At 29.3% G+C, this 21,296-nt stretch carries 22 protein-coding genes; 21 read left to right on the forward strand and 1 reads right to left on the reverse strand.

From position 1 onward, the window contains the following. Positions 1-220 precede the first annotated feature (220 nt). The 13 genes from QK892_RS07450 (at position 221) to QK892_RS07510 (ending at position 11,630) form a co-directional block, all read left to right on the forward strand. Complete coding sequence (locus tag QK892_RS07450) at positions 221-1,051, forward strand: transporter substrate-binding domain-containing protein (RefSeq protein ID WP_317272914.1); 831 nt, start codon at positions 221-223, stop codon at positions 1,049-1,051. Positions 1,052-1,196: 145 nt separating this feature from the next. Continuing rightward, a complete protein-coding gene (locus tag QK892_RS07455; protein ID WP_317272990.1) occupies positions 1,197-1,844 on the forward strand; it encodes an amino acid ABC transporter permease in 648 nt (215 codons plus the stop codon). Further along, positions 1,831-2,553 (forward strand): amino acid ABC transporter ATP-binding protein, encoded by a 723-nt coding sequence (locus tag QK892_RS07460; protein WP_317272915.1) that lies wholly within the window; start codon positions 1,831-1,833, stop codon positions 2,551-2,553. Before QK892_RS07455 ends, QK892_RS07460 begins: the two co-directional genes overlap by 14 nt. 155 nt (positions 2,554-2,708) lie before the next feature. After that, a complete protein-coding gene (locus QK892_RS07465; protein ID WP_317272916.1) occupies positions 2,709-3,536 on the forward strand; it encodes a nucleotidyltransferase domain-containing protein in 828 nt (275 codons plus the stop codon). A 406-nt stretch (positions 3,537-3,942) separates the two neighbouring features. Next, positions 3,943-4,410: a PTS galactosamine transporter subunit IIB gene (gene agaB, locus QK892_RS07470; protein WP_317272917.1), complete on the forward strand. Its 468-nt coding sequence runs from the start codon at positions 3,943-3,945 to the stop codon at positions 4,408-4,410. Positions 4,411-4,455: 45 nt separating this feature from the next. Further along, positions 4,456-5,253 (forward strand): PTS galactosamine transporter subunit IIC, encoded by a 798-nt coding sequence (agaC, locus tag QK892_RS07475; RefSeq protein ID WP_317272918.1) that lies wholly within the window; start codon positions 4,456-4,458, stop codon positions 5,251-5,253. Further along, positions 5,231-6,040, forward strand: a complete 810-nt coding sequence (gene agaD, locus QK892_RS07480) for a PTS galactosamine transporter subunit IID (protein WP_317272919.1) — start codon at positions 5,231-5,233, stop codon at positions 6,038-6,040. The genes agaC and agaD overlap by 23 nt, the downstream gene beginning before the upstream one ends. A 285-nt stretch (positions 6,041-6,325) precedes the next feature. Next, entirely contained in the window at positions 6,326-6,886 is a 561-nt protein-coding gene (locus tag QK892_RS07485) for a glycerol-3-phosphate responsive antiterminator (RefSeq protein WP_317272920.1), read from the forward strand. Positions 6,887-7,055: 169 nt separating this feature from the next. Then, entirely contained in the window at positions 7,056-8,552 is a 1,497-nt protein-coding gene (glpK, locus tag QK892_RS07490; RefSeq protein WP_317272921.1) for a glycerol kinase GlpK, read from the forward strand. Between the two features lie 226 nt (positions 8,553-8,778). Beyond that, positions 8,779-9,330, forward strand: a complete 552-nt coding sequence (locus QK892_RS07495) for a GNAT family N-acetyltransferase (protein WP_317272922.1) — start codon at positions 8,779-8,781, stop codon at positions 9,328-9,330. 121 nt (positions 9,331-9,451) lie between these two features. Next, positions 9,452-10,072 carry a TetR/AcrR family transcriptional regulator gene (locus QK892_RS07500; RefSeq protein WP_317272923.1) on the forward strand — a complete coding sequence of 207 codons (621 nt, stop codon included), beginning with the start codon at positions 9,452-9,454 and terminating at the stop codon, positions 10,070-10,072. Next, positions 10,069-10,875, forward strand: coding sequence for an alpha/beta fold hydrolase (locus QK892_RS07505; protein ID WP_317272924.1), 807 nt, complete (start codon positions 10,069-10,071; stop codon positions 10,873-10,875). Before QK892_RS07500 ends, QK892_RS07505 begins: the two co-directional genes overlap by 4 nt. 5 nt (positions 10,876-10,880) lie before the next feature. After that, complete coding sequence (locus QK892_RS07510) at positions 10,881-11,630, forward strand: alpha/beta fold hydrolase (RefSeq protein ID WP_317272925.1); 750 nt, start codon at positions 10,881-10,883, stop codon at positions 11,628-11,630. Positions 11,631-11,646: 16 nt separating this feature from the next. Here QK892_RS07510 and QK892_RS07515 read toward each other — a convergent pair whose 3' ends face one another. Next, complete coding sequence (locus QK892_RS07515; protein WP_317272926.1) at positions 11,647-12,603, reverse strand: helix-turn-helix transcriptional regulator; 957 nt, start codon at positions 12,601-12,603, stop codon at positions 11,647-11,649. 128 nt (positions 12,604-12,731) lie between these two features. Between QK892_RS07515 and QK892_RS07520 the strand changes: the two genes are divergently transcribed. From QK892_RS07520 to QK892_RS07555, 8 genes are all read left to right on the forward strand, one after another. Then, a complete protein-coding gene (locus tag QK892_RS07520) occupies positions 12,732-13,265 on the forward strand; it encodes a dihydrofolate reductase family protein (protein WP_317272927.1) in 534 nt (177 codons plus the stop codon). 439 nt (positions 13,266-13,704) lie between these two features. After that, complete coding sequence (locus QK892_RS07525; RefSeq protein ID WP_317272928.1) at positions 13,705-16,188, forward strand: tetratricopeptide repeat protein; 2,484 nt, start codon at positions 13,705-13,707, stop codon at positions 16,186-16,188. A gap of 275 nt (positions 16,189-16,463) precedes the next feature. Next, the gene (locus QK892_RS07530; RefSeq protein ID WP_317272929.1) at positions 16,464-16,781 is read left to right on the forward strand and encodes a PTS lactose/cellobiose transporter subunit IIA; all 318 of its coding nucleotides are present in this window, start codon (positions 16,464-16,466) and stop codon (positions 16,779-16,781) included. 30 nt (positions 16,782-16,811) lie between these two features. Next, positions 16,812-17,144 (forward strand): hypothetical protein, encoded by a 333-nt coding sequence (locus QK892_RS07535; protein WP_317272930.1) that lies wholly within the window; start codon positions 16,812-16,814, stop codon positions 17,142-17,144. A 46-nt stretch (positions 17,145-17,190) separates the two neighbouring features. Then, entirely contained in the window at positions 17,191-17,502 is a 312-nt protein-coding gene (locus QK892_RS07540) for a PTS sugar transporter subunit IIB (RefSeq protein WP_317272931.1), read from the forward strand. Between the two features lie 67 nt (positions 17,503-17,569). Beyond that, positions 17,570-18,862 carry a PTS sugar transporter subunit IIC gene (locus QK892_RS07545; RefSeq protein WP_317272932.1) on the forward strand — a complete coding sequence of 431 codons (1,293 nt, stop codon included), beginning with the start codon at positions 17,570-17,572 and terminating at the stop codon, positions 18,860-18,862. Between the two features lie 299 nt (positions 18,863-19,161). Then, complete coding sequence (locus QK892_RS07550) at positions 19,162-20,256, forward strand: DUF871 domain-containing protein (protein WP_317272933.1); 1,095 nt, start codon at positions 19,162-19,164, stop codon at positions 20,254-20,256. An 11-nt stretch (positions 20,257-20,267) separates the two neighbouring features. Then, positions 20,268-21,224 carry an N-acetylglucosamine kinase gene (locus QK892_RS07555; RefSeq protein ID WP_317272934.1) on the forward strand — a complete coding sequence of 319 codons (957 nt, stop codon included), beginning with the start codon at positions 20,268-20,270 and terminating at the stop codon, positions 21,222-21,224. Positions 21,225-21,296 lie beyond the last annotated feature (72 nt).

Consider the following 21,296-nt stretch of genomic DNA (forward strand, 5'->3'; position numbering starts at 1 on the left):
TATAAAATTACTAATTGAATGAATATTAAAATTCGACTATTATATAAATAAAACAAGTATTTTCAATAGTGATATGTATAGTGTTTTTATAATAATTATTAAGAAAAATTATAATTATAAATTTTTTATAAAAAAATTTATAAAAAGTATTGCATAAAAATAAAAAGCGGGTGTATAATTATGCTATGAAAATGATAGATAATAATTAGGGGGGTCAAAAATGAAAAAAGGAATGTTAAAGAAAATATTTACTATAGCTACTATTGGGGTAATGAGTATAGGACTGATTAGTTGTGGTAAAAAGACTGACGAAAATATAGACAAACTTTCTCAAATTAAAGAAGAGGGAAAATTAGTAGTAGGACTTAGTGCAGATTATGCTCCATACGAGTTTCATATAATAAATGAAGACGGTGAAGATGAAATAGTTGGATTTGATATTGAAATTGCTAAAGAAATAGCAAAAGATATGGGAGTTGAATTAGAAATTAAAGATATGGACTTTGATTCATTAGTTGCAGGTATACCAGCCGGAAAAATAGATTTAGTTATATCAGGAATGACTCCTACTGATGAAAGAAAAGAAGTTGTAGATTTTTCAGATATTTATTATATTGCAGAACATGGATTTTTAGTTAGAGCTGAAGATAAAGATAAATATAAGAATTTTGAAGACTTAAAGGGTCAAAAGGTTGGAGCTCAAATGGGAGCTATACAAGCTGACATAGCTCAACAAGAAATTCCAGAGGCTGATATTCAATTATTATCAAATGTTAATGATTTAGTATTAAGTTTGAAATCAGGTAAGATTGAAGCATTAGTTGTTGAATTACCAGTAGCTGAAATGATAGTTAAGAATAATCCAGAGTTAGCAGTTGGGGAAGAAAAAGTTAAGGACACTGAAGGTGGATCTGCAATTGCGGTAAAGAAGAGTGAACAAGCTTTATTAGATTCAGTTAATAGCACCATTAAGAGAATTAAAGAAGAAAATTTATTAGATCAATTTATTATAGATGCAAATGCATTAGCTGAAAAACAAGTTCAAGAATAATATTAGATAAATAAGTTTAATATAATAAAAATGAAATAATTAAAGGCGAAAGATTTAGCCTTTAATTATTCATTTTTTAATTTGTAAAAAGTATAGATAAGGGGTGTAAGGTTTGACATTAGATTTTAGTTTTTTATCTGGATATATGTCATATTTTTTAGAAGGAGTCAAATTAACTATTTTAATTTCTTTAATTAGTGTGTTTTTTGGTGTGCTCCTTGGAACTATTTTAACATTTATGAAAAGGTCCAAGTTTACTATATTTAAAGTAAATCCATTGAAGGCTATTGCTACTGCATATATTGAGATAATAAGAGGAACTCCAATGCTTCTTCAAATCATGATAGTATATTATGCATTTGATGAACTAATAGGTATAACAATGGAACCGCTACCAGCTGGTATTATAGCTGTTTCTTTAAATTCAGCTGCTTATGTATCTGAAATAATAAGAGCGGGTATAGAAGCTGTAGATAAAGGGCAATATGAAGCAGCAAGAAGTTTAGGAATGAGTCAATTTATGGCTATGAAGCTTGTAGTAATGCCTCAAGCAATTAGTAATATATTACCTGCAATAGGTAATGAATTTGTTACTATAATTAAGGAATCTTCAATGGCATCAGTAATTGGTGTTGGAGAAATTATGTATGCTGCTAAGGTAATTAGAGGTAAGACCTTTAGAGGATTTGAACCATTAATAGTTGCAGCAGCATTCTATTTTGTTATTACATTTACTTTAGGAAGACTAATGAATTATATAGAAAGGAGAATGAAGGCCGGTGATCAGCGTTAATAATTTACATAAATATTTTGGTGAGAATAAAGTACTAAAGGGAATTAATGAAAATATTAAAAAGGGTGAAGTTGTAGTAGTTATTGGTCCTTCAGGATCTGGGAAAAGTACTTTTTTAAGATGCTTAAATTTATTAGAGGTACCTACTGATGGAGAGATTATTTTTGAAGGTAAGAACATAACGGATAAGAATACTAATATAAATGAAGTAAGAGAAAAGATGGGAATGGTATTTCAGCAATTTAATTTATTTCCTCATAAAAAGGTTATAGAAAACTTAACTATAGCGCCTATAAATGTAAAGAATAAATCAAAAGATGAAGCAAATAAAAAGGCTATGGAATTATTAGATAAGGTTGGCTTAGTTGATAAGGCAGATGCTTATCCAGCATCATTATCAGGTGGACAAAAGCAAAGAATTGCAATTGCAAGAGCTTTAGCTATGGAACCAGATGTTATGTTATTTGATGAACCTACTTCAGCCTTAGACCCAGAAATGGTAGGAGAAGTTTTAAATGTTATGAAGGACCTTGCAAAAGAAGGTATGACAATGGTTGTAGTAACTCATGAAATGGGCTTTGCTAGAGAAGTAGGGGATAGGATTATATTTATGGATGGAGGAAATATAGTAGAACAAGGAACTCCTGAAGAAATATTTGATAATCCTAAGAATGCAAGAACTAAGGACTTTTTATCAAAAGTTTTATAAGATTGATAAGAAAATGTATTAAAAAGTATATTTAGGCTTTTTAATACATTTTTTATTTAAATGTTTAACTTTGAGTGATATAATAATAACGAATCTAAAAGTGCTAATTATAGTAACAATTAAATTTAAAAGATTTGAGGGGGAGGAAGTTATTTATGGAGATAAGTTCTATTTTAAATTCTGTAGTAGAGACTTTCAAAAATATCAAGGGGATTGAAGCAATTGTTCTTGGAGGATCTCGTGCTACAAAGACAGCAAATGAGTTTTCAGATATAGATATAGGTATATACTATAATGAAGAATTTGAAATAGCTAGCTTTAAAGAAGCAGCTACATATTTAGATGATAATAATCATAAAGATTGTATAACTAATTTAGGGGATTGGGGACCATGGATAAATGGTGGAGGTTGGCTATCAATTAATAATATAGCAGTTGATATTCTTTTCAGAGACATAAGAAAAGTTAATAGTTGCATAGAGGACTGTAAAAATGGTATTATAACCATCGATTATCAATGTGGGCATCCTTTTGGATTTATGAATTCAATTTATATGGGAGAACTTTATTATTGTGAAATACTTCACTCTAATAGTGATGAAATACAACAAATGAAAAATTCATTAAGTATTTTTCCACCTACTTATAAAAAGGCTTCTATAGAGAAGTTTTTGTGGGAATGTGAATTTTCATTGGCATGTGGGAAAAAGGCAGTAAATAAAAATGATACTATATATGCAGCTGGATCACTTTTTCGTTCAGCAGTCTGCCTTATATATACACTTTATTCAGCAAATGAAATTTATTGTATAAATGAAAAGGGTAGCTTAAGCAGATTAATAAAACAAAAAAATGTCAAACTTCCTATTAATTTTAAGGAGACTATGGAAGAAGCTATGACTATTAGTCCAAATAACCTTTCAGAAGTTTTTGATAAAATGTATAAATTATATGATATTATTAGTGATATGGTTAGCAAATAAGAGTAGAAAGTAGTTTTAAGGAGCTGTTGAAATAGCAATGTCATTAAGTTAAGAAATTGGTTTTAACAAGTCTTATAAGAGCAAGATGTAAACAAATATCTTGCTCTTTTTTGTGTGCCCAGCATGGGCAACAACTTGACGGTGAAAGTCAGTTGTGGGCTTGGTAGTGGGAACCACTAGCCAATGACAAGGGTGTCCATCGTGAGGTGGAATCTGAAGGAAGTCGGAGGCAAAATCTTGGTCTGAGGAATACGAACTATATAAAAGGCTTACTAAAATAATTATTTTCCTCCTACTCCATTTATAAAATATTATTGTAATAGATCTTAAAAACTATAATAAAGGCATATTAATAAATATATAAGCATATAGAAAAATAATAATATTTTTTTAAGGAGGAATTATAATGCCAAATATATTATTACTAAGAATAGATAATAGATTAGTTCATGGACAAGTTGGGATAACATGGACAACATCTTTAGGTGCAAATTTATTAGTAGTTGCTGATGATGTAGTCGCAAGTGATAGATTACAACAAGAGTTAATGAGGTTGACTGCAGAATCATCAGGAGCTGGTATTAGATTTTTTACAATTGAAAAGACAATAAATATTATTAATAAGGCAGCACCTTCACAAAGAATATTTTTAATCTGCAAAACCCCACAAGAAGCAAGAGTTTTAATTGATGGTGGAGTACCGATAAAAGATGTAAATGTTGGGAATATGCACTTTGAAAAGGGGAAAAGGCAATTAAGTAAGAAGGTATATGTAGATGATAAAGACTTAGAAGATTTAAAATATATTAAGTCTAAAGGCATAAATGTTTTTATACAAGATGTACCTGGAGATATAAAAGAGAGCATAAAATAAATTTATGTAAATAAAAATACTCTAAAATAAAAAGGGGGAAGATTTATGCAAAGTATTACATTACTTCAAGGGATTTTACTAGCTATTATGGCAATAATAGTAGGAATTGACTTTTGGCTTGAAGCATTATTTATATTTAGACCAATTATAGTATGTACACTTACAGGAATTATATTAGGTGATGTTCAGTTAGGGCTATTAGCAGGAGGACTCACAGAATTAGCATTTGCAGGCTTAACTCCAGCAGGGGGAACTCAACCACCTAATCCAGTCTTAGCAGGTGTAATGACAACCGTTATAGCATATACTACTGGGAAAGACCCGGCTACAGCTATCGGACTTGCATTACCTTTCAGTTTCTTAATGCAATATATCATTTTATTCTATTATTCAAGTTTTTCATTATTCATGAACAAGGCAGAGAGATGTGCTGAAAATTCAGATACCAATGGAATTGTAAGAATAAATATTATAACAACTTTGATTGTGGCAATAACTTATGGAATAGTAGTATTCTTATCAGCGTATGTAGCACAAGATGCAATGCAAGCATTGGTAAATTCAATGCCTGAATGGCTTACACATGGATTTGAAATTGCAGGAGGTATATTACCAGCAGTTGGATTTGGAATGTTGTTAAAAGTTATGCTTAAAAAACAATTTATTCCATATTTATTAATAGGTTTCCTTGTAGCATGCTTTGTAAAATTCTCAAATTTATTACCAGTAGCAGTTGTAGGTATAGCATTTGCATTATTTACTTATAATCTTGATAAGGAAAGAGAAAAACTAGTAACTAAGTCAAGTAATAGTGAGGGGGATGATTTTAGTGAAGGAATCTAAGAAAGTTATAACTAAAAAGGATATTACTAAGCTTGGTTTTACATCATCATTTTTACAAGCCAGCTTTAACTATGAGAGAATGCAAGGTGGTGGATTTTTATTATCACAACTACCACTTTTAAAGAAAATATATAAAGGTGATAAAGAAGGATTATCCGCTTCTATGAGTGATAATCTGGAATTTATTAATACTCATCCTAATTTAGTTGGATTCTTAATGGGATTAATTATATCCTTAGAGGAAAATAATGAAGATAGAAGTATAATAAAAGGTTTGAAAGTAGCATTATTTGGACCATTAGCAGGTATTGGAGATGCGATTTTTTGGTTTACTATTTTACCAATAGTTGCAGGAATATGTTCATCTTTTGCAATGGAAGGAAGTATCCTAGGACCAATAATATTCTTTGGGGTATATTTGGCTATATTTATTTTAAGAATAGTTTGGACGCATTTGGGATATAACTTAGGAGTTAAAGCCATTGACAAAATAAAGCATAATTCTGCTATTATAGGAAAAGCAGCTACAGTTTTAGGGGTAACAGTTATAGGTGGATTGATAGCATCTTATGTAAAAATAAATGTTTTAAGCAGTATAACAGTTAACGATAGTAAAACTGTAATGCTTCAAGAAGATTTTTTTGATAAGATATTCCCAAATATATTACCATTAGGGTATACATTCCTAATGTATTATTTATTAAGGAGCAAGAAAGTTAGTCCAGTAGTACTTATATTAATTACATTTACTTTAGGAATCGTACTTTCTTTCTTTGGAATATTATAATTAGTATAAAACTTTATGATCTTTGTTAAAGATGTATTAAACATAAAATTAATACATCTTTTTCATTAAAAGATTGTAGTAAAAAAACAATTAATTCAAAAAATAAAATTAGTATACTAAATATAAAAATACTTATAATAATTATTTTAAATGTATATATATTTTGACAATCAACAGAAAATGTAGAAAATTGCATTGTGGATATAATTGACAGTCACTTATCCTGATGTTAGAATAATCTTGTTCTGTAAATGATTGCAAAATGATTGGGGAGAAGGGATTGCGATGAATAGTTTTAGGGAAATATTAGAGGGAAATCCAGTCGTAGCTGCAGTAAAAGATATAGACGATCTTGAATCTGCATTGCAAAGTGATATAAAAGTTATTTTTGTTCTGTTTGGGAACATACTAAATATTAAAGAAATTAGTGAAAAAATATCTAGCAGTAAAAAGATAGGAATTTTACATATAGATTTAGTTGAAGGACTTTCTAGTAATGAATACGCTTTAAAATTTCTTAAGGAAACAACAAGATTTAAAGGGATAATAAGTATAAAGCCACAAGTGTTACGAAATGCTAAGAAGCTTGGTTTTATAGTTATTCAAAGGATATTCATGATAGACAGTTTATCTAAGGAAAATATGAAAAATCATTTAGTTAAGGAATGTGATGCTGTAGAAATTTTACCAGGATTACTTTTCAAAATTATAAAGGAGATTTCTATAACTTTGGATAAGCCTTTAATATCAGGGGGATTAATATCTGATAAAGAGGATGTAGTCGAAACATTAAAAAGTGGAGCAACCTGTATATCTACAACTAAAAAAGATATATGGTATATGTAGAAGAGATTTGGAGAAAAACTACATAAAACTGTTAAGGCAGTTTTATGTAGTTTTTATTGATTGAGGATATGCGTGGATACCAGTTGTAGCACCTATATTAGGAGGCGTATGTGGTAGCGTATTATTTGATTTTATTTTAAAATTATATTAGATGAAGGAGTGAGTGGTTATGAAAAAATATATTATAGCATTAGATCAAGGTACTACTAGTTCAAGGGCAATAGTCTTTGATAAGGAACAAAATATATTAGGTGTAAGTCAAAAGGAGTTTACACAAATATATCCTAAAGAAGGATGGGTAGAACATGATCCGTTAGAAATATGGGCAACTCAATATGGAGTTCTTCAAGAAGTTATAGCTAAAACTAATATAAGTCAAGATGAAGTGGCAGCAATAGGTATTACAAATCAAAGAGAAACTACAATAGTATGGGATAAAAATACTGGAGCTCCAATATATAATGCTATAGTTTGGCAATGTAGAAGAACTGCAGAAATATGTGATGATTTAAAAGTTAAAGGGTTAGAGGTTTATATAAAAGAAAATACTGGTTTAGTTGTTGATGCATATTTTTCAGGAACTAAAATTAAATGGATATTAGACAATGTAGAAGGAGCAAGAGAAAAGGCTGAAAGAGGAGAATTATTATTTGGAACTGTGGATACGTGGCTTGTATGGAAGTTAACTAATGGGCAAGTTCACGTTACAGATTATACAAATGCTTCTAGAACAATGCTTTATAATATAAAAGAATTAAGATGGGATGATAAGATTTTAGAAGAATTAAATATTCCTAAATCTATGTTACCAGAAGTAAGAAATTCATCAGAAGTTTATGGATATACAAACCTTGGAGGAAGAATAGATGTAAAAGTTCCTATAGCTGGAATAGCAGGAGACCAACAATCAGCTTTATTTGGGCAAACTTGCTTTGAGAAGGGAGACGCTAAAAATACTTATGGAACGGGATGTTTCTTACTAATGAATACTGGGGAAGAAATGGTTGAAAGTAAAAATGGACTTTTAACTACTATAGCAATAGGATTAGATGGAAAGGTTCAATATGCTTTAGAAGGTTCTGTTTTCGTTGGTGGAGCAGTAGTTCAATGGCTTAGAGATGAATTAAAATTAGTAAATGATTCAGCTGATACTGAATATTTTGCTACAAAAGTTGATGACAATGGAGGAGTTTATATAGTTCCAGCATTCGTTGGATTAGGAGCACCACATTGGGATATGTATGCAAGAGGTGCTATATTTGGATTAACTAGAGGAGCAAATAGAAATCACTTAATTAGAGCTGCTTTAGAATCTATTGCATATCAAACAAAAGACCTTATTGACGCTATGAAAGAAGATGTAGGAGCTGAGCTTAAGGAAATAAAGGTAGATGGAGGAGCAAGCAGAAATAAGTTCTTAATGCAATTCCAAGCTGATATATTAGGAGCTAATGTAGTAAGACCTATAATATCAGAAACTACAGCTTTAGGAGCTGCTTGCTTAGCAGGGCTTGCAGTTGGCTTCTGGAAGGATAAAGAGGAAGTTAAAAAGTTCTGGCATAAGTCAGATGAGTTTGAACCTAAATTAGATGCTGATACTGTAAATAAATATTATAATGGTTGGCAAAAAGCGGTTAAGAGATCATTAAACTGGGAAGAAGAATAACAAAAAGGGTTGCTTAGGCAACCTTTTTTTAATGCATAATTGATAATGCATAATGCATAATTGATGAATAAACTCCTTTCGGAGTTTATAAAATATTTTCGATGGGAGAAAATTGCTTTCAAATGTGTATTTTTAATATATAATAATTTCAAGATAAATAAAAAATAATAGTAATATTTATTATAATACTTAAATAATATAAGCAGTAATTGAAGGAGGGCGTTTAATGAAAAACGTATATGAAACTGAAAGACTTATATTGAAGATACTAGACAAGACCTATGCAGAATTGGTTATAGATTATTATTTAAGAAATAAATCCTTTTTAGAAGAGTGGGAAGCCGTGAAAAGTGAAGATTTTTATACAAAGGAATATCAGGAAGAACAATTAGATCAGGAATCAGTTAATATTATAAATAAAAGAGCATTAAGGTTGTGGATTTTCAAAAAGGAAGATGATAATAAAATAATTGGTTCTGTTGCTTTTAACAATATTATATGGGGAGCGTTTTTATCATGCCATCTCGGTTATAAATTAGATAAAGATGAAGTAAATAAAGGATATATGACAGAGGCAATTAAAAAGGGAAGTGAAATTATATTTAACGAATATGGTTTGCATAGAATCGAAGCAAATATAATGCCTAAAAATAAACCTTCTTTAAAGGTAGTTGAAAAATTAGGATTTTATAACGAGGGATTAGCATATAAATATTTAAAAATAAATGGCAAGTGGGAAGACCATATACATATGGTTTTATTAAACGATAAGATCTGATAAAGGTTATTCATATTTTTAATTCTGCCAAGGGAAAATCAATTTTTTAATGGTCTTCTCAGAATCGGTCAACGGATTTATAATGAAAGTATATTAACCGATACGGTCAATGGAGGCTGTTATGAATATTAAATTTTTTAATCTTCCAATAGATAAACAGCAAAAGATAGTAAATGCTGCATATAAGGTTTTTTCACAAAATAGTTATAAAAAGGCTTCAATGTCTGAAATTGCAGATGAGGGTGGTATATCAAAGGCGTTGTTGTTCCACTATTTTACGAATAAAAAAGAATTATATATGTATTTATGGAATCACTCTATAGAAATAACAAGGAAAACCACTTCAAAATATTATGTATTAGATACGGATGATTTTTTTGAAATGTTATACAGGGCACTGTCTGCAAAGTGCTCTCTTATGAAAAAATATCCTCACATTTATGCGTTTTCTCTTAATGCATATTATGAACAGTTGCCGGATATTGCGGAATCTGTGCAGAAAAGCTATGCAGATGCAAGTATAGATAGTGAAATGAAAGTATTTCAAAAAATAGACACTTCTGTTTTCCGTTCAGATATAGACTTAAAATTGATGTATAAAGAGATAATGTATGCTGTTGATGGATATATGTTTAATAAATATCGTTCTCAAAATATAGTTGTTGATGAAATTGAAAAGGAAATGAAAGTCTTAATAGAATTTTGGAGAAAAATATATACGCATAAGGAGTTTGAAAAATGATGGAGCATAAACAAATCTCATCAGAAAATGGTATCGTTCATTACTGGATTCATAGATCTAAAAGGGAAGATGCAAAATGTATTGTGTTTACACACGGTGTAACTGCTGATCATACAATGTTTGAAAAGCAAGTTGAATTTTTTGAGGGAAAATACACCTTAATATTATGGGATGTACCAATGCATGGTTTATCAAGACCATATAGGAATTTCTCTTATTATAATACAGCTGTTGAATTGCATAGAATTCTCAAAGAAGAAAATATGAAAAAAGTAATTTTGGTAGGTATGTCTATGGGGGGCTATCCAAGTCAGCATTTTGCAGATTTATATCCAAATATGGTAGATGGATTTATTGCTCTTGACACAACACCATTAGGACTTGAGTATTACTCTAAGTCAGATTTATGGTGGCTCAAGCAGGTTGCTCCTATAGCAAAATGCTTTACTGATAAGTTTTTGCGTAAAAGTATGGCAAAATCAATCTCAAATACACAGTATTCCTATCAAAAGATGATGGATATTTTAAAGCCCCTTTCAAAAAATGATATTATTGATCAGATGAGAATTGCATATGAGTATTTCCCTAAAGAGAATAAGAATGTTAACTTTCAGTTTCCAGTCCTTATTTTGGTGGGAGAAAATGATTCTACAGGAAAGGTAAAGGTGTATTGTCAGAACTGGTCACAAAAAACTGGATATCCGATACATTTCATAAAAGATGCAAAGCATTTTTCAAATGGGGATAACCCTAAACAAGTTAATTTTGAAATCACAAGATTTATTGATGAAAGGCTAGGCTGATTGATATGGTAATAAAAGAATATGGAAAGGAAAATAAAGAAACCATAATGCTACTTCATGGTGGTGGATTATCATGGTGGAATTATAAATATGAAATTGAATTATTGAAAGATGATTTTCACATTATTATCCCAATATTAGACGGACATTCTGGAAGTGATGAAGACTTTATATCTATTGAAGAAAATGCAAGACGAATTATAAACTTTATTGATGAGCATTGTAATGGCCATATTTTGATGATAGGTGGACTTTCTTTAGGTGCTCAAATACTTCTGGAAATATTATCTCAGAAAAGTGATATTTGCGACTATGCTATTATTGAAAGTGCTTTAGTAAAGCCGATGAAACTTACAAATAAAATGATAGAATTTTCTTTTTCTATGTGTTATGGACTAATTTCAAAAAAATGGTTTTCGAAATTGCAATTCAAATCTTTAAAAATTAGAGAGGATTTGTTTAACGAATACTATCAAGATAGCTGTAATATTAAGAAGGAGAGTCTAATTGCTTTTATGAAAGCCAATTCTAAGTATGAGATTAAAAGTACCCTTAAAAATACTTCTGCGAAAGCACTAATCTTGGTTGGAGGAAAAGAAAGAGAAATAATGAAAGCTTCCGCAAGAAAAATTCAAGGGATAATTGTAGGAAGCAAGTTAGAAGTTTTAGATAATTATTATCACGGCGAACTTAGTATTAATCATCCAGAACAGTATGTAGAAATGATGAAAGAATTTGTTTCAACTATTCATTAATTAACTTATACAGTAATTAATTATTACTGTATAAATTAATTATTTCACATGCTCTCTTTTTAATTTCATCTATAGCTTCAACAGGATGGATTATTTCAATATCTTTTCCATATCCAAAGGCAAATTCTATTCCTTGAAGGATAGAATCGAATTTTATATCAATATAGACGTCATCCTTTTTAATTACAGTATTGCTAATATTAATAAATGGCCTTGTTTTAATATGGTTTATAATAGAAGGAGTAACTTTAAAAGTAAACGTATGACTTGGAATGGAAGCTTTAAAATTACTAGTGCTAGATTTCCAATATTCTTCTAAGTTAAAGTCACCAGGTCTATTAAACAATGTATCTGTCATAGAAGCAGATTCAATATTACTAACTTTATAAGTTTTAATAATATCATTATCTTTAGCTATTAAATACCAAATCCCTCTTTTACATGCTAATCCAAGTGGATGTAAAGTTATTTCTTTCATTTCATTTATTTTTCTATAGATAATATTTAAAATAGTATTATTCCAAATACTGTCTTGTAAAATAGAAAGTATATCTTTATCTATTTTCACTGGGTTTTCACCCCAAGTATGCATATCTACATAAATATAATTTTGTATCTTGTTAATTTCATTTATTTCATTAATGGATGAATCACCCAATAATTTTAACATAGTGCTATCTTTTACTTTTTCAATTCCTAAATCCTCTAATATTTTATCTCCTGTAGGTATAAATAATGAATATAATTCATTTTTATTAAGCCCACTTAGTGAGGTTTTGTAGTCACCCAATAGTTTTATTCCTCCATTAGAGCCTCTATCCGTAAATATAGGTATTCCCAAACTACTTAATGCTTCAATATCTCTATAAATGGTTCTAACTGATACTTCAAATCTTTTAGCTAAATCACTTGCTGTTAACTGTTTATATATTTGTAATAACATAATTATTGAAATTAATCTATCTGCTTTCATATTAATCCTTTCTAAAATGACATAGGATGTCAGTTATTATTTATTATAATTATTGTATCAAAGATAAATAATAATTAGTGCATTAAAGATGCAAAAAAATAAAAATATTATAGAGAGGAGTCAATAATATGAAAGGTAAAATAATATTAAATTTAGCAATTAGCTTAGATGGATATATAGCAGATGAAAATGGAGGGTATGAGTGGATAGTTGGAGATGGCAATTCTACTCTGAATACAGAAGAGAAAAATGAATTTGATAAGTTTCTAGAAGAAATTGATGTTGTAGTCATGGGAAGAAATTGTTATGATCAAGGCTTTCATAAGGATTTTAAAGAAAAAGACGTATATATAGCAACTTCACAAGAGATGGAGAATTATGATAATTACAATTTTATAAGTGGGGATATATGCAAGACCATAAGTGAATTAAGGAACAAAGGGAAAAATATATTTTTATTTGGAGGAGGTATTATGATTGATAGTTTTATAAAGAATGATATTATTGATGAGTATATTATAGGAATAATACCTACTATTCTAGGGAAAGGAAGGAAATTATTTTTAGAAGATAATCCTAAAATAGATTTAAGTCTTAAGTCTTATATAGTTGAAGATGGAATAGTAATAATGAAATATTCAAAGAGAATTAATGAGGATTAAGGCTAAAGATCTAGATAAAATATTATTTTAATAGTTCTCTATATTTAAGAATAATATTGAAGATAAAGCATTAAAAAAGGACCGATAAATTATTGGTCCTTTAGTCTGTTATTTATTAAAATTGGATTTCTAATCGCATCTATAAATTGGAAGTTATCTTTTAAAAATACTCTTTTCGTGCTTTTAATATTTCAATACAATTATTAATTGCTTTTTCTATGTTCATATTCCAAAACTCCAAAAGGAGTTTTCACAATAAATTATGCATTATGCATTATACATTATTACCTTAAGTATATGAGGAGATAGATATTATATTCTGGCGACTTGGAGCTTGCGAGGTCGCAAAGAATATAATATCTATCTCCTTTTTTGTTCTATAAAATAAATATTAAAATAAACTAATAATAAGAAATTAAAGAAGGGTATGCGTGGAAATATGGGGGACAAGTTTAATTTTTTATTATTAGAATTTAAAGATATTTACTATATTTTAAGTAAAATATGGGAAGAAGAAGATTTGAAAGTAGTAAGTTCAAAGATAATCAAATTAATTAAAGAAATAATTATTACTGCTCACTTAAATAATAAAATATTTTATAATACAGAGAATTCATTAGAAGAAAATATAGAGGTATTATCTGATAGAAAAATACTTCCCTATGATTTAATGAGATATATTACAAATTATTTAGAGGAAGTACACTATATTAAAAAAATATTAAATAATAAAATTAGAGATGAAAAGAAGTTGGACTATGAAGATCTTTTAAAAAATGAAGATTTTATATATGAAGTTTGTGTATGGTTAGCTATAAAATGTGGAGAGGAAGATTATTCATTATTTATAAATAAGTTAAGTGATTTTGAAAAAAGATTATTCAATAAATATATTGATTATAGTTTTGATGATGAAGCTGATGAGGATGAAAATGGTTTGTTGAATTCTTTTGGAATAAATGATTTGGAAGATTACAATGATGAGTATTTAGAAAAGGAAGAAATATCAGCTGAAGAAAATTTGCTCTCTGGAGAACTTTATTACTTAGGAAAAAATGTAGAGAAAGATTATTATAAGGCAAAATCATATTTTGAGAAAGCAGCTAAAGAAGGAAATGAACATGCTGCAAGCTACTTGGGATTATTTTTTGAAAAGGGATATGGTGGGGAAAAAGATATCGATAAGTCACTATATTGGTACAAGAAGGCTGCTTTAAAGGGTAATATATTTGCGCAATATTCTTTAGGATTTATTTATTATGAAGGAGAATTAGTTGAGAAAAATTTAGACTGCGCTTTTAAATGGTATAAGGAAGCTGCTGAAAAAGGATTTGCACCTGCTCAATATGCTTTGTCTTATTTATATAAAAATGGAGAAGGTTGTGAGCAGAATAATTTTAAAGCATATTATTGGCTCGAAGAATCAGCAGATAATGATTTTGAAGATGCATATTATATTTTAGGTCAATCTTACTTAGAAGGAAATAACATAGATACAGATTATAAAAAGGCCTTTCATTATTTATCCAAGGGGTTAAGTAAAAATGATAAACATTGCTTAGAAAGTCTTGGTGATATGTATTATTGGGGTCTATATGTAGAAGAAGATAAGGAGAAAGCCTTTTCTCTTTATGATAAAAGTATAGAGGAAGGAAATGCAAGTCTTTACTATAAGATTGGAAAGTTACATGAAGAAAATGAAAACTTTGAAGAAGCACTGTTAAATTATTATAAAGGACATGGAAATGGAGATGTTAAGTGCACACAAAGACTTGGAGTTATGTACTTAGACGGAAAAGGTGTTAATTCAGATAAAGTTAAGGGATTTGAATATATTAAAACTGCAGCTGAATCTGGAGATTCACATAGTTTATATATAATGGGACTATTATTTTTAAATGAAAATAGGGAAAAAGCTCAAGAATATTTAATTGAAGCATATAGAAAAGGCTCGTATCATGCTGCTGGAGTCTTGGCTGGAGAAGGAATAAAGGATTATTTAAATAACAAGGAAATAAAAGAGGTAGATATTTTAGGATATATAAATAAAGCTATTGAAAATGGATTACCCATTGGAACATATTATTATGGGTTGCTAAATTATTATGGAATATCGTTAGATAAGAATAATGAAATGGCTTTTATTAACTTTTTGGATGCAGCAGAAAGAGGGTGTGACGAAGCTATAGTGCTTATAGCTAATTGGTATAAGCATGGAATATTTCTAGCTCAAGATATTAATGAAGCCATAGCTTGGTACGAAAAAGCAGCAGAAGGAATAAATATTAAGGCGATTTCATCACTTATTGAAATATATGAAAAAGGTATTGGGGGAAAAGAAAATCATCTAAAAGCCTTTGAGGGAGCATTAGTTTTAAGAAATATAGATATAGTTCAAGGTGATATAAAATTAGCATATTACTATTATAAAGGTATTGGAGTAGAAGTTTCTGTAGATATGGCTAATAAATACATTGATGAATTACTTACCTTAGATCAAGGAAAAGCATACAATTTCTTGGGTGAGTTATGTGAGGAAGGCTTATTATATGAAGAGGATAAAGCTATAGAATATTATTTGAAGGCAATTTCTTTTGGTGAACCAGAAGGATATTCAAATCTAGAGTATTATCTATATAAAAAAGGAAGAAGTATAAGTGAATATTCACTAACTGATGTTGAGATATCAGCGAGAAATGGGAAAAGAATGTATGTGCTAGGTATGAGCAAGATAAGAGAAGGAAGAAAGGATACTAATATAACACTAATAAATGAAGGCATTAGACTTTTAAAGGAAAGTCTTTATAGTGGAATCTATGAAAGTATAGATGATTTGGTAAGATTCTATGAAGAGGATAAAACTATAGAAGGACTAATAAATTCATATAAGTATAAAGAAAAGAAATTATTTTATAATATATAGCTTTAAGTCTTAGGATTTAATAAATTTAGGTATTGCAAAAATTTAAAAGTATTTAGCAATACCTATTATTTTATATTATTTAATTAAAAAAGAGATTATAAATTCAATAAATATCATAAAGTAATACCATAAATGCACTATTATAGTAAAAATATAGAAAAATCAAAATAATATTTCAAATTTTAAAAATATTATTGAAATAAAAAGGAATATATGTATAATTAATATAAGGTTGTAAATATTATAAAAAAATGGAAATGTTAGGGAGAGTAATTATGGTAAATAATATGGAACTAATAATCTTTGAAATAATAAGCCAAGGTGGAACTGCGAAGGGGCTAGCTTATGAGGCACTTCAAGCAGCTGAAAATGAAGATTTTCAAAAAGCTGAAGAATTATTAAAAGAAGCTGATGATTGTTTAAAGGAAGCACATAAAATACAAACAAGTATAATTCAGGCTGAAGCAAGAGGAGAAAAAACAGAAGTATCAGTTTTATTTGTACATGCTCAAGATCACTTAATGACTGCAATAGAAGCAAAAACATTAATTGAACATATAATTAAACTTCATAAGAAGTTAGCAGAAAGATAATAAATTTTACAAAAGGAGGTATTAGGGTTTATGAAAAAAGTTTCTCAAGTAAGTGAGTTACGAGCAAAAAGGACAGACTATGATATACCAACCTTTGGATTTAAAAGTGCTTTATTAATTTTGATTGGAGCAATAACTGGAACTATTATTTTGCCTATAGTTCTAAGTTTGTTTGGAGTTAGTCAAAATCTAGGAATTTTAATTGGTAATACTGTTATAACTAGCTTTACGATTTCCTATTCTAGATTTTTTATTGAAAGTAAAAAAGGCTTTTGTAAAGGATTTTGGATAAGTTATTTATTATTTTCTCTAGCACTTGGATTTATATCTTATTTTTGGAGATATATAGGATTGTATATATAATTAATTAATATTTAATAAAAATTATTTTAAATGGAGGGATTTATTTATGAAGGTATTATTTGTTTGTTCTCAAGGAATGTCTAGTGCTATTGCTGTAAACGCTTTGAAAAAGGAAGCTGAAAAGCAAGGAGTTGCAATGGAGGTTAAGGCAGTAAGTACACAAGAATTTGAAGAAGAAGTTAAGGAAGGATACGATGTAGCAATGGTAGCACCACAAGTTAGACATCGTTTTGATTATTTGAAAGAGTATGCAGATGCAGCTAAGGTTCCATGTGAATTAATTCAACCACAGGCTTATAGTCCATTAGGAGGACCAAAGTTATTTAAACAAGTTATGGAACTTGCACAAAGCAAATAAGCTTATGTAAGTTTTGATATAGTTATTATTTATTTATTTATTAATGTTATAAAGGGGGAAAAGATTTATGAACAATTTTGCTGATTTCTTAGATAAGAAATTATCAACGCCTATGGCGAAACTCGCAGAGCAACGTCATTTACGTGCTGTGCGTGACGGTATTATTGCTACATTACCATTAATTATTGTCGGTTCACTATTTATAATAATAGGTATCCCACCACTACCAGCAGAATGGGGAATAACTCAGTTTTTAAAAGCTAATAATGGTGTTATAATGTTACCTTATCGTATGACTATGTTCATTATGACTTTATATGCAACATGGGGAATAGGCTATAGCCTTGCTAGATCTTATAAGTTAGATGGAGTTACTGGTGGAGTTTTATCTGCTATGGCATTCTTACTAACTATAGTTCCAGTTAGTGTTCCAGATGTTGGTTGGATGATGCCTATGGCTAACCTTGGCGGAGGCGGAATGTTCGTTGGTATTATAGTTTCTATATTTGCTGTTGAAGTTTTAAGATTTACTACAGTTAAGAATTTTAGAATTAGAATGCCAGAACAAGTACCAGCTTCTGTTGCAAGATCTTTTGAAGCACTTACACCTACAGCAATTGTTGTATTTATTATAGGAAGTATTACCTATTATGCTAAATTTGACTGGCATGCAGCTGTTGGTAAGTTAGTTACTCCTTTATTATCAGCAACTGATACATTACCAAGCACATGGATATTAGTAATTTTAGTAACTTTCTTCTGGTCATTTGGTATTCATGGAGTATCAATTGTTGGATCAGTGGCAAGACCATTATGGTTACAATTATTAGACCAAAATACAGTGGCAGCTGCTGCTGGAGAACCATTAACAGCTATAGCAGCAGAACCATTCTTCCAATGGTTTATTTGGATTGGAGGTTCAGGATGTACAATAGGTTTAGTTATAGCTCTGACATTATTTGCAAAATCTACTTATGGTAAGCAATTAGGAAGAACTGCTCTAGCGCCAGGAATATTTAATATTAATGAGCCAATTATATTTGGAGCTCCAATCGTATTAAATCCTACATTAATTATTCCATTTATAATTACTCCATTAGTAACAGCAACTTTAGCTTGGTTTGCTACTAGTTTAGGGCTAGTTTCAAGAGTTGTAGTAACAGCACCTTGGACATTGCCAGGACCTATAGGAGCATTTATGGCTACTGGTGGAGACTGGAGAGCATCAGTATTAAATATAATTTGTATTTTAATATCAGTAGTAATTTACTATCCATTTATGAAGGTTTATGACAAGAAATTATTAGTAGAAGAAAAAGGTGAAGCTTTAGAAGAACGTTTAGTTGGGAGTAAAAACTAGAAATATATAATGTAAGATAAAGATTATCGAGCTGTCGCACAATGTAAAATGAATAATGAAAAATGTAAAATTAAAGAATAAACTCCCTTAGGAGTTTCTAAAATATATATGTTTTTAGTAATTCCTTTGGAATTACTTGAATAATTCTACATTTTACATTCTACATTTTTAATTTAGGAGCTGCTGCGACAGCTCCATAAATTAACTTAGAAATTCTATAAGGAGTTTCTAAGTTAATTTTTTACTCTTTATTTTATATTTGAGATAACTATTTTATTTTAAAATATGAGGTGAAATTAATGGGAAAACTAGGAATATCAATTTATCCGGAAAAAACAACGGAAGAATTAGTTTTTAGCTACATAGATGTAGCTAGTCAATATGGATTTAGTAGAATTTTTTCATGTTTACTTTCTATGAATGATACAAGAGAAAATATAAAAAATAAATTTAAGAATATTAATGAATATGCTAAAAATAAAGGCTTTGAAACTATAGTAGATGTAAGTCCTAGGGTATTTGATGAATTAGGAATAAGTTATAAGGATTTAAGCTTTTTTAAGGAAATAGGTGCAGATGGATTGAGACTAGATATGGGATTTACAGGCTCTGAGGAATCCTTAATGACTTATAATGATGAGAATCTTAAAATTGAAATTAATATGAGTAATAATACTAATTATATAGATACAATAATAGATTATATTCCAAATAAAGATAATCTAATAGCATGTCATAATTTCTATCCACATAGATATAGTGGCTTGAATTTTGAGCATTTTATGAAGTGTACTGAAAGATTTAATAAATATGGGCTTAGAACAGCGGCATTTATTACTAGTCAAAGTGAAGATACCTTTGGACCTTGGCCAGTAACTGATGGATTGCCAACTTTAGAGCTTCATAGAAATTTACCGATTGAAGTACAAGCTAAGCATTTAATAGCATTAGGAAATATAAATGATATTATTATTTCTAATTGTTATCCAAGTGAGGATGAAATGAAGAAATTAGGTACTATGAGAAAAGACATGGTTACCTTTGATTTACAACTTGTAGATGGAGTTCCGGAAATAGAACAAAAAATATTATTTGAAGAAAAGCATTTTAATAGAGGAGATTTCTCAGATAATTTAATTAGATCTACTCAAAGTAGAGTTAAATTTAAGAGACATGATTTTAAATTATTTAATGCTCCTGAAATAATAAAAAAAGGAGATGTAATTATTGAAAGTAGTGAGTATGGACACTATGCTGGAGAATTACAAATAGCTTTAAATGATATGAAGAATAGCGGAAAGTCAAATGTAGTAGGTCATATTAAGGAAGAAGAAATTTTTCTTTTAGACTATATCAGACCATGGCAAAAGTTCAATTTTAATTTGATTAAGTAAGGAGGAGCCCTATGTATTTTTTGGGAGTTGATGGTGGAGGAACTAAAACTTCTTTTACATTAATAGATTATAATGGAAAAGTAAAAAGTGAAGTAATTAAAGGACCGTCACATCCTACTCAAATAGGATTTGAAAATTTGGAAAAGCTTCTTAAAGAAGGACTAGAAGATACTATAAAGAATAATAATATTTCTAGAAATCATATAGAGAGAGCTTGTTTAGGACTTGCTGGATATGGAATTGTAAAAGAAATTGCAGAAAAAATAGCAGAAGTAGTAGAGCGTGTGTTTGAGGGAATTGATTACGATTTAAATAGTGATGTAAGAGTTGCAATAGCAGGTGCCTTAGCAGGAGAAGATGGCATTAATATCGTAGCTGGAACTGGTTCAATAGCATTGGCGTTGAAAAGTGATGAACTTATAAGATGCGGAGGCTGGGGATATACAGTGGGAGACGAAGCTTCAGCTTATTGGATAGGAAAAAAGGCTATAGCATTATTTAGTAAGGAAAGTGATGGACGGGTAGAAAAAGGTCCATTATATGAGATAATAAAAACTAGTTTAGGTTTAAATAGAGATGCTGAAATAATTTCTTATATAAATAATGAAATAAAAGGGGATAGAAGTGAAATTGCAAAGCTTGCAATACTATGTTCAGAAGCAGCTAGAATTGGAGACAAAGGAGCAATAGTTATATTTAATCAGGCAGCTTTTGAAATTGCTGAAATGATTAAAACTCTTTTAAAAAATTATGATAATAATCATGTTAAGGTTTCTTACACAGGTGGGGTTTTCAAAAGTGGGTATTTAATTTTAGAGCCACTAAAAAATATGCTGGAGGGATTGAATGTAGAACTAATAGAACCTGTATTATCTCCTGATCTTGGAGCATGCCTTCTTGCATATATATCTTCAGGTAATAAGATAACTAATACTTTTATAAAAAATCTATCCTTAAGTGAAAATTAGAGTAAAGAAATATTAGCTATTAAGCAATATATAAAGAAAAAGCATATTATTGTTACTATAATGGTATGCTTT

It is taken from the genome of Clostridium lamae (assembly GCF_033043255.1).
Lineage (GTDB): Bacteria > Bacillota > Clostridia > Clostridiales > Clostridiaceae > Clostridium > Clostridium lamae.